Genomic DNA, 13,145 nt, shown 5'->3' on the forward strand with positions numbered 1-13,145 from the left:
AGAATTCTACTCTTTTATTTTTCTACTTATTTATTTCGTTCCGTCCACAGCAATCATTTGTACTACAGACCGAGAATCGCCGGGTACAATGATTTCCTTCGCATTCATCTGGGAAGAGCCATCTCCGTCCAAGAAGATGCCTTCCAGACCCTTAGCAGGAACTGTCTGGAGGATCGCTGAACGGAACTCTGCCGCTGTTGAGAGCGTTGGGGTAACAATCAGCCAGAGCTTTCCTGTGTTGTCATACACCATGCCTGAGCGCAGGCGTTTCTCATCAGCGTAAGGAAGATGCTCTTCAGCTACTGCCGCTTCCCATAAGTCTTCGTGTCCCAGATTCATACTAATGCCACCTTGCGCAAAATAATGCTGGCGATCAGTAATCTTCAATTCTTCTCCAGAAGAGACAACCTGTACGGAGAAGCTACGGCTGGCACCATCCCAGACAAGGGTTCCACGTGCGTATTTAGCATTGAACCAGCCAGACCCATAACCCTTCTGGGCTCCGTTGACTGGAGTATCATTCATGATAGCCATGGATAAAAGCGCATCTTGATAGAAAAAACCACCGTTAATCCCATATGCATTAACTTGCCGTAAAGGGACACCCGCGGCCCTGAGCTTAATATCCTCAGGTGAAAGTGACATCATATAGAGCTGCACGTTATCTGTACTCACTGTTTCCAAAAAGCTATAGGCGTGAGGAAGACCTTTAAAGGGATCTTCCTTATGATTTCTAAATACCAGAAACAACGATAGCGCTAACCCCACTATCAATAACACCAGAAGTGAGACGATAAGTCCCTGTCTGCGCCTCCAGAGCTGGTTCAGCTTGCCAGAGCTACCCTCAGTTTGTCCCCACATAAGCAGCGAGAAGCTTAGCAGTGTTCACTACAGCTTGCTTATGCGTACGTTCCATGGAGTGGGAGGCATGTACACCTGGGCCAATCAATGCTGCACGGATATTGTTTCCGCCTCTGAGCGCTGCGGAAGCATCGGAGCCGTACATAGGATAAATATCAACGGCATAAGGAATTGCGAGTGCTTCTGCCAGTTCAATCAAACGACCTGTCATAACATAATCGTAAGGGCCGGAAGAGTCTTTAGCACAGATGGATACATCGGTTTCTTTACAGCTGAGATCATCACCCATGGCGCCCATATCGACGGCAATCATTTCATTGATTTCACCAGGAATCCAAGCTGTACCATGTCCCACTTCCTCGTAGTTAGAGATGAGGAAAGAAAGGTTGTGGAGAGGTTTCCAGCCTTCACGTTTAATACTTTCCAGCAATCCGAGAAGGGCAGCCACGCTTGCTTTGTCATCTAAATGACGGGATTTAATGTAGCCGCTAGGCGTAATCACTGCACGTGCATCGAAAGAAATGAAATCTCCGACGGAAATGCCAAGCTTGAGTACGTCTTCTTTAGAAGATACCAGCTCATCAATACGTACTTCCATGTTCTCCTCTGATCGTTTGAAGTCACGAGCGTCTGGATATACGTGAACAGATGGATGGCTGGTTAAGATGGTTCCTGTATAAGTTTTGCCGCTACGGGTATGGATCGTGCAGTATTCATTCTCAATGCTGTGCATGGCGAAGCCACCCACAGAGGTCAGACGCAGTGTACCATTAGCTTTAATCGAGCGGACCATGGCACCAAGTGTATCCACGTGAGCGCTGATGCCAATAGTACGAGAGGGATCTAGGCCAGGGACGTTAAGAATTACGCCGCCTTTTTCATTCCAGCTTAAAGGTACGTTCAGCGCAGCTGCTTCTTCAGCAACTAGTGTCATTACCTGTGCGGTGAAACCGCTTGGGCTGGGGGTGTCGAGTAATTTTTTTAGGATGGAAAGTATGTAGTCTTCATTAGGTTGAATGGTAATCATTAGTTAAGCCCTCCTGTTAAGCCATCATTGTCTGTGTTAAAAGAATCCAGTGAAGTGTCGGCATCACGAAGCTTGGTAAGCTCAGCAGTTAAGCTTTTAATTTGCTTTTGTAGTTTGTATTGACGAAAAATGCCGTAAGAGCCCACGATGATTCCGCCAATTAACGCGCAGCCAAGAATAACGAGTATAAGTGGTATATTAACCACATCAAAACCGAAATTGACTTGAACGGGATCAACGTTGATGACTGCGAATATGGCGGTTAGCAGCGCGAAGATTAGACCCGCAATTAGTGACCATTGAATTCTCATTGAATTCTTCCTCCTCAGGGGGATATAACAATATAAAATCCCCTGCCCAGATAGGGCAAGGGATTAATGTAATACTAAGCTCTCTGCCTTATTTGGTCAACTGTTCCATTTGCTCGATAACACTTTCGAACACACTCATCGCTTCGCGAATCGGCTCAGGAGACGACATGTCAACGCCTGCTTTTGACAAAATATTGATGGAGTAATCACTGCCACCGCTCTTCAGGAAGCCGAGGTAACGATCTACCGCCGGTTTACCTTCTTCAAGGATTTGTTTGGCAAAGCTAGTCGCTGCCGAGAAGCCTGTTGCATATTTGTAAACATAGAAGCTGTTATAGAAATGCGGAATTCGTGCCCATTCCATCTCGATATCCTGATCTACAACCATTTCTTTGCCGTAGTATTTGACATTCAGGTCGTAGTAGATACTTGAAAGATCTTGAGGGGTAAGCGAATCGCCCTCTTCAACACGCTGATGAATGATCTTTTCAAATTCTGCGAACATTGTTTGCCGGAAAATCGTTGTCCGGAACTGATCGGCATAGTAGGTGAGCAGATACATTTTTTCCTTAGGATCTGTAGACTTTTTGAGTAGATAATCCATAAGCAAAGCTTCATTGGTAGTCGAAGCAACCTCTGCAAGGAAAATGGTATACTGTGCATCCCGATAGTTCAGAGCGTTGTCTGAAAAATAAGAGTGTAGAGCATGACCCATCTCATGTGCCAGAGTAAACATACTGTTCAGATTATCGTTATGGTTCAGCAGGACGTATGGGTGTGTGCCATAAGGGCCCCAGCTGTAAGCTCCAGAGCGTTTATTCTCGTTCTCATAGACATCAATCCAGCCATTGTCGTAGCCTTTTTGCAGCACATTCAGATAATCTTCACCCAGCGGTTTGAGGCCTTCTTTGGTAATTTTCTTCGCTTCTTCGTACGTGATATCCAGCTTATATTCATCTACTAGTGGTGCAAATAGGTCATACATATGTAACTCATCCACACCAAGCAGCTTTTGACGCAACTTCATGTAACGGTGCATTAAAGGAAGACTCTCATGAATCGTATCGATCAGGTTGGTGTATACCTCTTTTGGAATGTTATCACCGTAAAGAGACATTTCCATTACAGATGGATACTTGCGGACGTGTGAGAAAAAGACGTTTTTGTTCACATTGGCGCTAAGCGTTGCTGCGATGGTGTTTTTTTGCTTACGATAGGTGTCATAGACTGCTTTAAAAGCATTTCGGCGAACCTCGCGATCGGAGCTTTCCAAGAACTTGATATAGTTGCCGTGAGTCAGCTCGACCTCTTTGCCATCTTCATCTTTAATCTTAGGGAATTTCAGATCTGCGTTGTTCAGCATACTAAAAATATTCTGAGGCGCTTGTGCTAGGTTTCCAACTTGGGCAAGCAGAGCTTCCTCAGCCTTGGACAATACATGCGCTTTCTCACGTTTCATCTCTTTTAAAGTGAAGGTGTAAGCGGACAGTTCAGGATCAGCAATAAATTGATCCAGCTTCTCAATAGGCAGTGCCAAGATTTCTGGGGTTACAAAAGAAAAGGCTTCGCCTGCTTCGATCCCAAGCTTCTTCGCTTTGGAGGACAAAGCTTGATATTCAGGATTAGCAGTGTCTTCATCCTGACGCATATGAGCATAGACAAAAAGTCGCTCAGTGGAGACGGACAGCTTGTCATCCAGCTCAAAACATTGTTTCACAGCTTCTGCGGAATCAAGTTTACCTTGGAAATCAGCAGCTTTTTTGATCAGTGATTTAGCTTCAGCATATTCTGCATCCCAATCCTTCTGAGAGGCAAATATATCTTCAAGCTTCCAACGATTCTCAGCAGGTACTTCACTTCTCTTCAATAATTGTTCCATAGAAACCCTCCTAGAATGATGAGATGTAGTAGGCATAATCTCCCTCGGCAATACTGTGGATGATATTTCACCCGGTAGCAAGCTGAGCACAAGTAGAAGAGGGATGGACTTGAGTGTAATAGGCATGACGTCCTCCTCTTTGAAAAGTAGAGTCAGCTTATTATGTCCTGCTAAGTCCTGATTATTAATATTTAGTCTTCTTTATATGGTAGTTATGCCAACAAGCTATAAATAACAAAGATGAAAGCAAACAGAATCATTACGACCGCAGCCATGGCCATGCCCCGCTTTAGTTTCGGCGGGACACGATCCTTGGTCATAATTAATACTGCGCCTAGACAGAGGACTAGGACAACATAAATCGTGAGATTTTCGTTATTCATTTCCTGTTATACCTGTTTGAAAGCTGCAATGATGTTTTTGTACTCTTCTTCATTGTCTTTATAAGATTCTTTGTTGAAGCGGTTATTCACCCATTGCATCATCGCTGGACGACTAAGGAAGGTATGTGTTTCTTCTCCCCATTGATCGGAAATTTCGCGGAGTACAATGTAGCGGCCTTGAACTTCTACCGTCATCATATTCCATTTGTCTGTTTTGTATATTTCATGTTTTTTGATCATTATCATTACCACCCTGGCGATTTTTGGCTTTTGGCTCAATGATAACGCACTGGAGAAGGGAAAAGCAAATTAAATCATATATTAAGGGTTGGGTTTGATTGATTTGAACAGAAGATTGCAGTATACTATAGTTATACGCCATATATGGCGGTTATTTTTAGGAGGTTGTTCAATTGAAAGGTACAGTAAAATGGTTTAACGCAGAAAAAGGTTATGGTTTTCTTCAAGTAGAAGGCGGCGAAGATGTATTCGTACACTTCTCAGCAATTCAAGGTGAAGGATTCAAGACTTTGGACGAAGGTCAAGAAGTAGAATTCGACATCACTGATGGTAGTCGCGGACCGCAAGCTGAAAACGTAGTAAAATTATAAGAAACAGCAGGACAGTTAAGCTGTCTGCTACAAATATATAATTTACTTGGCAAGCCCTTGCAAGAGTGGTTACCAACTTACAGAACACAGTTCTTTCGGGAACTGTGTTTTTTACGCTCACTATAGAAGTTATCCAAAATGAAAAAGGTCGTTTCACTCCAGTGAAGGGGAGTGAAACGACCTTTTTGTATTATGGAATAACACCAACCCTAATTATAGGGAGGCTTTTTTGTTCTTTTTTCTGAAATAATTGATCGGCTCCAGGTTGGATTTCAATAAATGCTGTCCCAGAAACCCTGCAAAAGCAAGTAAGCTGAAACCCGTAGCCACTATATAAAAAATATAACGCCCCGCCTCTTGATAAATAATGCCGCCAAAGGTACCGCTAAGCAGCCCAGAGGCACTTGACCAAACGACGGTGAAAATGGCAAGACCTGTTGCCCGAAGGCGATCCGGGATAATCCGGGTGATATAACGGACAGATGTTACATAAAAAACACCAAATGATATACTGTGCATGGCTTGAATGGCAATCATTGAGCCTGGATGATCCGCCAGGGACATCAAAAGAAAACGCAGAGCATACATCAGACTCCCCAAGGCCAGCAAGGGCAATTCTTTGAATTTGTCGCCGTATCTGCTGAGGATAAATAATACAGGGATTTCACTAAGAGCTGACGCGAGCAATGCCCAGCCAATGATTTCCTCACCAGCGCCTAGTTGTTTTAGACTGATCGTCAGAAAGGCTTCGTTCATTCTATGGCCTAACGCGAGTACAAACACACAGCCGAAGAACCACAGCACCTCTTTTTGCAACAATATATCTTTAAGTCCATTTTTGCTATTATCAGCTTCAGCTGTGTCCTTATCTTGATTCGTTGTTTCTATAACAGCAGGTCTTTTAACATCCTTAAGACCTAGGGTAATTAAAAGTGCAGCAATAATGATGATGATACATAGGGTCAAGCTCCAAGTAGAGCCCAATGCTCTTAATGCATAGCCAACGGTTAGAGCAAAGAAAGAATAGCCTAAGGAGCCAAAAACGCGAATGGTAATGAAGTTCCGTCCGTGTCTTTCGGCAACTTTGATAGCCATTGTATCGGCAAGCGGAAAAACTGGGTAATAGAAGAAGTAGAAGAAGGACAAAATAAGCATGACAGATGAAAATTCGGCCGCTCTGGCTAATAGAAGACCAGTTACTAATTGACCCGCAAGTAGTATGAACATGATCTTTCGAACGGTGCCTAACTTATCGCTTATCATACTCCAGAATAGATTGGATAGGATGGAGATAAGGGGACCGAGGGAATACAAGTAGCCTATCTGAGAACTGCTAAACCCTAAATGTGTGTAGAATAAAGGAAAGTAGGATACTACAAGGACGCTGGTACCATATATGGTAAAAAGAAAGGAACGCAGCCAGTTTTGATCACTGTAAAGGCTGCCGGTCCGTTTTGAAAACATGGATTGCACTCCTCCGAAATTGAAATATGCCTAGTATAGCATAAAGCAATGGGGAGATGTTTTTAAAAACTGCTGTATTTCTGAATCTTTCATGATTTTACGAAAGTGATTTTGTTGTTTGTACAAATACGCCTGATCATATTATAATAAGTGGTGATTTGGATAAGGAGACAACAATGTGGAGGCACTGTCATTGAGTGAATTAGAGCAAGGCCGTTACCTTAGCCCGCGTGGTCCACTGGGACTTATGAACAGGGTCTATAAGTACGTGCTGCCGGAAGTGAGAGAATGTCTCCATTTCTGGCGCCAAGATGCGAACGGGATTCCCGATCCCGAGCTCCGGAAGCAAGCACTTGCCAGCATTGAAACTAAAGAGTTTCATTGCATAGGCGGTGGTATTTATGCCGCCGGCAATTTATCGATGAAACATATACTGATTCCGCTAATTGTTGCTTATCAAACTATCAGTGATTATCTGGACAACTTATGTGATCGCAGTACTTCGCTTGATCCTGCAGATTTCAGGCTGCTGCATCAATCTATGCTGGATGCTATTGATCCAAATGCTGAGCCAGGTAATTATTATGCGCTTCGAAGTGAACAGAATGACGGCGGATATTTGTACAGGCTGGTTCGTAAATGCCAAGAAATGATTTCTTTGTTGCCAGGTTATTCCGCTGCTGCAGCGGAGATTCGAGAACTGGCTGTGCTCTATACAGATTTACAAGTGTATAAGCACATCCGCCCGGAACTCAGGGAAACAGCCCTGAAGGAGTGGTGGGAGGAACAGGGCAGTCGAGCGCCGCATCTGCAATGGAATGAGTTTTCGGCTGCAACGGGATCAACACTAGGTGTATTTATGTTATTTCTTTCCGCATGTGATCCGAAGCTGAACCAAGCTTCTGCGGCTTCGATTCGAGCCGCGTATTTTCCGCATGTATGTGGTCTGCACATTATGCTGGATTATCTGATTGATCAGGAAGAGGACCGAGCAGGCGGTGATCTTAATTTCTGCAATTATTATGATGACACGGATACCATGCTGAGTCGGATCGCTGCAATGGTTGAGTGGGCCCGTAAGGATGTTCGTAATCTTCCAGAGTCTTCGATGCATCGTATGGTGATTGAGGGATTGCTGGCACTTTATTTATCTGATCCCAAAGTTAGCGAACAGCGGGAAGTTCGCTCTGTATCTAAAAGCCTGATGAAAGGCAGTCCGCTTACAAGACTGTTCTTCTTCGCTAACAGCCGTTGGATACGCAAACGCTTTTTGTAACCATGTCGCGAAGTTGTTTTTATAAGATGTATCAGGCTTCGCACAATTTTAAGGAGGAACAACAGAATGTCTAAAATTCAAAAAATCGCAGTATTGACTAGTGGTGGAGATTCACAGGGAATGAACGCCGCTGTTCGTGCGGTTGTAAGAAGCGCACTTTATTTCGGTATTGAGGTATTTGGGGTGCAACGTGGTTATCAAGGTCTGCTGAATCGCGATATTTTCCCAATGGATCTTCGCAGTGTAGGGGATATTATTCAACGTGGCGGTACTGTTCTGCAGTCTGCAAGATGTCTGGAGTTCACGAAACCGGAAGGACAACAAAAAGGCGCGGATATCCTTAATGAACTGGGTATCGATGGTCTAGTAGTTATCGGTGGAGATGGTTCTTATAAAGGAGCTAACAAATTAAGTAAACTTGGTATCAAGACTATGGCTTTGCCAGGTACGATTGATAACGATATCTCCTTCACAGACTACACTATCGGGTTTGATACAGCGGTTGGCGTTGTTGTAGACGCTATTAACAAGTTGCGTGACACTATGTCATCCCATGAACGTTCTTCGATTGTAGAGGTTATGGGACGCCACTGTGGCGATATCGCGCTGCATGCTGGACTGGCCTCCGGAGCAGAAACAATTCTTGTGCCGGAAATGCCGTATGATTTGAATGAAGTTGCTGACCGGATGCGCGATAACTTTATCAGAGGTAAACGTCACAGTATCGTAATTGTTGCCGAAGGCGTTGGCAAAGGTGAAGATGTGGCTCAAGCTCTGAAAGACCGTCATGCTTCTCTGGATGCACGTGTTACTGTACTCGGACATATCCAACGTGGTGGAACACCAACTCCTGGAGACCGGAATCTGGCTAGCCGTCTTGGCGATTTTGCCGTACGTAAGCTAATCGAAGGTGAATCCGACAAGGCTTGTGGTATCATCAAAGGTGAATTAACTCTTACAGATATTGATCTCGTTGTAAATACGAAAAAGGGCTTTGACCTGGAGCTGTACGAGCTGGCTTCCCGTCTTTCCCAATAATTAGCGACGCTATATATAAAAAGGAACAGCTGCGAGATGCGCACTGTTCCTTTTTTGTGTAATATGGATCGTTAACTCTGTGGTTGTTCCTGTGTGTATTGTGCGGCATAACGCCGTTGAACTTTGATAAGCCGAGACAATAGCAGGGTCGCACCGATGGCAAGACCGGTAATAAGACCAATCCAGTAGCCGAATGCTCCTAGATCTGTATAAGTTGCAAGTACATAACCTGTAGGTAAGCCAATTACCCAATAGGCAATAAAACAAATGATAAAGGCTGGGTTAACATCCTTATATCCGCGAAGCGCCCCTTGAGTAGGTGTAGCAATTGCATCTGAGATTTGAAAAAAGATTGCATAGATCAGGAAATGCTGAATCAACGAGATGACATCGGGTTCATCTGAATATAGACCAGCTACATGATTTCCGGCAAACAAGAGTAATAAAGCTGTGGCCAGCGAAAGGATTGCTGCCAGCCCAATACCCATTATGGCATATTGGCGTGCATCCTTTTGTCTGCCAGACCCGGTCTCGAAGCCGACGAGGATGGTAAGGCTGATGCAAATACTGAGCGGAATCATATAGAGTGTTGTTGCAAAATTGATTGCTGCCTGATGCGCGGCAATTGTTACGGTATCAAATCGGCTCATTAACAAGGTTACAGCGGAAAAGACAGCCGTTTCGAAAAAAATCGAGAAACCGATGGGTACTCCGATTTTAAGCAAATCTTTAATGCTGTTTAACGATATGAAGTAGAAATTACGGAATAATCTGAGATTTACAAAGGCCTGAGAACGATATATGAACAGTAGAGCAACGGCAAATATAACCCAATAGGTAATGGCTGAAGCTACCCCTGCACCAACACCCCCGAGACGAGGGAATCCGAAGTTCCCGAAGATGAGCAAATAGTTCAAACCTACATTTACAGGCAAAGCTATTAGTGTAATACACATGGATACGCGTGTTTGCCCTAAAGCGTCTATACAGCTACGAAGTACCGTATATCCAAACAGGGGGATAATTCCGAACGAAATAGCACTGAGGAAGCGGAAAGCAACATCTCTTACACCAGGCTCCAAGTTCATAAAATTAAGAATAGGTGACAAGGCAAAGCTGCCAATCAGCAAGACGATGATCGAAACAATCAGTGACAGCCAAATACCTTGTGTGACTTGAAAGGCAACATCCTTATCTTTTTTGCTCCCGATGAGCTGTGAAACAATAGGTGTGATCCCCATAAGAATACCGCTGAGACCGGTTTGGATTGGAATCCAAAGACTAGTTCCTATCGCAACTCCTGCCAGATCGACGGTTCCGAATTTACCGGACATATTAGTATCAAAGAAGGTGATCGCGGATAAAGCAATTTGTGTAACAAGGATTGGGAATAAAATATGAAAAAATTGTCCTGCCTTTTGTTTTAAAGAGGTGGTCTGTATCATAATTCTGTGCCTCATTCTTTATGATTTTTCATGGAATAGGTTAAATAGTTCAATAAGTTTCCGTTAAAAGACCCGGCAGACGCCGGGTCTTTAGCATACGTATATCAGATCAGCTATAAATAATAAGGGCTGTATTCATTGTTTTTCGTAATCAACATCGGCTGTATAGCGATTATTGGCGTTCCAGAGAAGGAACTCATCCACATTCTCATCTTTTAAAGCGCGGATTTGATCTTCCACCTGTTTTTTACCATATTTCACATAATGACCACTTCCGAGCCAGCTTGCTGTAAAGTCTTGAATCCAAGGCCGAATAACGGGTTTGTAGCTGCCCAGTGGATCAAGCTTCTTATGTGTATCAACCATGGAGCCTTTGATTGTAGCGTAAGGATCTAAGTCGGGCTCTTTCACGCCAAACCATCCCGTTGAATAGTGACTTGGATAAACCATTGGACTGATAACATCCACATTCTTGGATATTTTAACAAAGTCTTGGCCGATACCCTCAGCAGGGGCAGATGCGGCATATCCAAAAATATCTACGGACACACGGACACCAAGTGGAGCTAGCTCTGCTTTGGCATATTTAACAAAATTAGATACAATTTCTACGCGTGAATCACTGGTTTTAGTGTATTTAAGGGTTTCAGCACGTTTTTCGAATCCTTCCGGAAAACGAACATAGTCGAACTGAATTTCTTTGAAGCCGAGCTTGACAGCTTCCTTGGCGATATCCACATTGTATTTCCAAACATCTTCATTATAAGGATTAACAAAGCTGTCGCCGCCTTTATTCTTCCATACAGTGCCATCAGAATTAACAAAAGACATCTGCGGGTTCTTCTTGGCAAGAATGGAATCTTTAAAAACAACAATCCGGGCGATAGGATAAACATCATGTTTCTTCAAACGTTCCATTAACTTGCTGATATCTCCAATAAAAGGCTGAGGGTTACCAAGCTTCTGAAGGTCGGCATTATCGGTCTTATACGTGATATAACCCGCATCGTCCTTAATGTCTATAACCATTGAGTTAAGTTCGGTTTGGTCAAGCAATGTAAGCAGCTTTTCCATTCGTTCCCCACCAGCACTGTAGGCGGTAACATAAATGCCTTTTACTTTGGGTGCGTCTGGCTGTGGATCGGTGTGTAACATACTTTCTGAGTTTGTTGCTTCAGGTGAAGCGCTTGGAGCTGGAGTTGCTACATTCGAATTGTTGTTTTGTTGTGCAATGATGGGGGGATTCATGGCGGACTTCAAAGCGATCGCCACTTCAGCGTCATGTTGGTTCTGTTGTACGCCTACGCTTCCCAAGGCCATCATCAGTAGAGCCCAGGTGATGTTCATTCGTTTTTCTCTCCCTTTATGTACTTTCCCCTAAATTATATAGGAACGGTTGCTCCCAAAAAGAACAGTGTTGTAACAATATTAGCTCAGATTGGGAATAAAAAACCGCCTTTGTTGTTTATAAACGAGATGTATGGATTCGAAACGGTATGAAAAAAGTAAATGCCGCCTTAAATCGGCAACAGGGCCGAACCCAAGGCGGCAACTATCAAGACTTCTCTTGCGGCTTGCTCATTGAAGATACGCAGAATTCTGATGTTCACAGATGCTGTAATGGATAATATCCATGGCATCTGCAGGTTCCAGAATACTTAGCCCGTCTCGCAGAACGATTACTGAATTTAATTCGTCCTGTTTGAGAAACGGCATCATATCAGGATACCACCTCATGACGATTGCTGACAGTTTTACCGTTTCCATTTCCACAAAAATCACCCTTTCCTTTTTCGATAGTTCTGAATAGATTCAGTGTTCATCGGAAAACGAAGTGCTTTGGAAAAAAGAGGGGTAAATCTCAATCTTTATGAAATTGTTAGGGTTCTGCGTGTGTATAATATATCATAATTCTGAGTTTGGTGCATTTTCCAATACTAGGAATTTTTATTTCCTCATTTTGTCTTTCCGGAAGGAGCCCATGACACCCACTGTTTCAACAATATTTACAAAAGCTTGAGGATCTGTCGTGCGGATGATACGTTGCAGCTCTGCAAGTTCGTAGCGGGTTGTTACCGTCATTAGCATGTCCTTTTCAACGTGAGAATAAGCGCCTTCTGTTTTAATCTTTGTGACACCTCGTTGAAGGCCTATTAGATGTTGCAGTAATTCATCTGTACGGTTTGTTACAATATATACGGTTACTTTTAAGTGGCTGATATGAATCATATCCAACACTTTACCTGTTACATATATAGATACCATTGATGAAAGTGCTAAATTCCAGTTCTGGTCAAGATAAGCGGCCGCCAGGATAACTAGTCCATTTAAACTTACCACTACATTACCGACCGGGAAATCACGGTATTTAGTGATAATTGAACCCAAGATGTCAAAACCTCCGGAAGAACCTCCTGCACGGAAAGAGATACCGCAGCCAATCCCAACGAGAACTCCGCCAAATACAGAGGACAGCAGCATATCTGTAGCCACCAGATGCTCGGGAATCACCGTTAAGAACCAGGTTGTAAACACAACGGACAACATGCTCATAATAATAAATCTCCGGCCTAACTGGAACCAGCCAGCAGCCAGCAGAGGAATATTAAAGAGCAAGTATAGGAGGCTTATGTTTAATGGAGTGAAATAACCCACTAACATGGAAAGCCCAGATACGCCACCACTTAGTAAACGGTGTGGAATTAAAAATAGATTAAATCCACTGGCGATCAGTGCTGCCCCTAAAAAAACAACCAAACAATTCAAAATCTGTCTTAACAAGTAAATCCACCCTTATATATATATTTAAAAAAATAAAACATGAAAGCAATGAAAAGAAAGGAACCCACT

Annotated in this window: 14 protein-coding genes; 3 read left to right on the forward strand and 11 right to left on the reverse strand. The window is 43.4% G+C overall.

Annotation, left to right across the window (positions count from 1 at the left end):
- Nucleotides 1-30: 30 nt before the first annotated feature.
- The 6 genes from MHH50_RS10405 to MHH50_RS10430 form a co-directional block, all read right to left on the reverse strand.
- Nucleotides 31-861: a hypothetical protein gene (locus MHH50_RS10405; RefSeq protein WP_076184353.1), complete on the reverse strand. Its 831-nt coding sequence runs from the start codon at nucleotides 859-861 to the stop codon at nucleotides 31-33.
- Nucleotides 845-1,885 (reverse strand): M42 family metallopeptidase, encoded by a 1,041-nt coding sequence (locus MHH50_RS10410; RefSeq protein WP_076184364.1) that lies wholly within the window; start codon nucleotides 1,883-1,885, stop codon nucleotides 845-847. Before MHH50_RS10410 ends, MHH50_RS10405 begins: the two co-directional genes overlap by 17 nt.
- A gap of 2 nt (nucleotides 1,886-1,887) precedes the next feature.
- Nucleotides 1,888-2,199: a lipopolysaccharide assembly protein LapA domain-containing protein gene (locus tag MHH50_RS10415; protein WP_042126298.1), complete on the reverse strand. Its 312-nt coding sequence runs from the start codon at nucleotides 2,197-2,199 to the stop codon at nucleotides 1,888-1,890.
- A gap of 88 nt (nucleotides 2,200-2,287) precedes the next feature.
- Nucleotides 2,288-4,078, reverse strand: coding sequence for an oligoendopeptidase F (pepF, locus tag MHH50_RS10420; protein ID WP_076125113.1), 1,791 nt, complete (start codon nucleotides 4,076-4,078; stop codon nucleotides 2,288-2,290).
- Between the two features lie 212 nt (nucleotides 4,079-4,290).
- Nucleotides 4,291-4,461: a hypothetical protein gene (locus MHH50_RS10425; protein WP_036689267.1), complete on the reverse strand. Its 171-nt coding sequence runs from the start codon at nucleotides 4,459-4,461 to the stop codon at nucleotides 4,291-4,293.
- Nucleotides 4,462-4,467: 6 nt separating this feature from the next.
- On the reverse strand, nucleotides 4,468-4,701 hold the full coding sequence (locus MHH50_RS10430; protein ID WP_036689271.1) for a hypothetical protein: 234 nt from the start codon (nucleotides 4,699-4,701) through the stop codon (nucleotides 4,468-4,470).
- Between the two features lie 173 nt (nucleotides 4,702-4,874).
- On the opposite strand from MHH50_RS10430, the gene MHH50_RS10435 reads away from it, so the two are divergent.
- Nucleotides 4,875-5,072: a cold shock domain-containing protein gene (locus tag MHH50_RS10435; protein WP_036689272.1), complete on the forward strand. Its 198-nt coding sequence runs from the start codon at nucleotides 4,875-4,877 to the stop codon at nucleotides 5,070-5,072.
- A gap of 213 nt (nucleotides 5,073-5,285) precedes the next feature.
- On the opposite strand, the gene MHH50_RS10440 is transcribed toward MHH50_RS10435, so the two are convergent.
- A complete protein-coding gene (locus MHH50_RS10440; protein WP_076125115.1) occupies nucleotides 5,286-6,536 on the reverse strand; it encodes an MFS transporter in 1,251 nt (416 codons plus the stop codon).
- Between the two features lie 193 nt (nucleotides 6,537-6,729).
- On the opposite strand from MHH50_RS10440, the gene MHH50_RS10445 reads away from it, so the two are divergent.
- Entirely contained in the window at nucleotides 6,730-7,812 is a 1,083-nt protein-coding gene (locus MHH50_RS10445; RefSeq protein ID WP_036689648.1) for a tetraprenyl-beta-curcumene synthase family protein, read from the forward strand.
- Nucleotides 7,813-7,878: 66 nt separating this feature from the next.
- Nucleotides 7,879-8,850, forward strand: a complete 972-nt coding sequence (gene pfkA / locus MHH50_RS10450; RefSeq protein ID WP_036689277.1) for a 6-phosphofructokinase — start codon at nucleotides 7,879-7,881, stop codon at nucleotides 8,848-8,850.
- A gap of 71 nt (nucleotides 8,851-8,921) precedes the next feature.
- Here the strand turns inward: pfkA and MHH50_RS10455 are convergent, their stop codons facing one another.
- The 4 genes from MHH50_RS10455 to MHH50_RS10470 form a co-directional block, all read right to left on the reverse strand.
- Entirely contained in the window at nucleotides 8,922-10,295 is a 1,374-nt protein-coding gene (locus MHH50_RS10455) for an MATE family efflux transporter (protein ID WP_076125117.1), read from the reverse strand.
- Between the two features lie 135 nt (nucleotides 10,296-10,430).
- Nucleotides 10,431-11,642 carry a putative glycoside hydrolase gene (locus tag MHH50_RS10460; RefSeq protein ID WP_076125118.1) on the reverse strand — a complete coding sequence of 404 codons (1,212 nt, stop codon included), beginning with the start codon at nucleotides 11,640-11,642 and terminating at the stop codon, nucleotides 10,431-10,433.
- A gap of 231 nt (nucleotides 11,643-11,873) precedes the next feature.
- Nucleotides 11,874-12,062: a hypothetical protein gene (locus MHH50_RS10465; RefSeq protein ID WP_036689649.1), complete on the reverse strand. Its 189-nt coding sequence runs from the start codon at nucleotides 12,060-12,062 to the stop codon at nucleotides 11,874-11,876.
- Between the two features lie 180 nt (nucleotides 12,063-12,242).
- Nucleotides 12,243-13,076 carry a YitT family protein gene (locus tag MHH50_RS10470; RefSeq protein ID WP_036689285.1) on the reverse strand — a complete coding sequence of 278 codons (834 nt, stop codon included), beginning with the start codon at nucleotides 13,074-13,076 and terminating at the stop codon, nucleotides 12,243-12,245.
- Nucleotides 13,077-13,145 lie beyond the last annotated feature (69 nt).

The sequence above is a fragment of the Paenibacillus sp. FSL H3-0302 genome, assembly GCF_037982245.1.
Lineage (GTDB): Bacteria > Bacillota > Bacilli > Paenibacillales > Paenibacillaceae > Paenibacillus_AQ > Paenibacillus_AQ odorifer.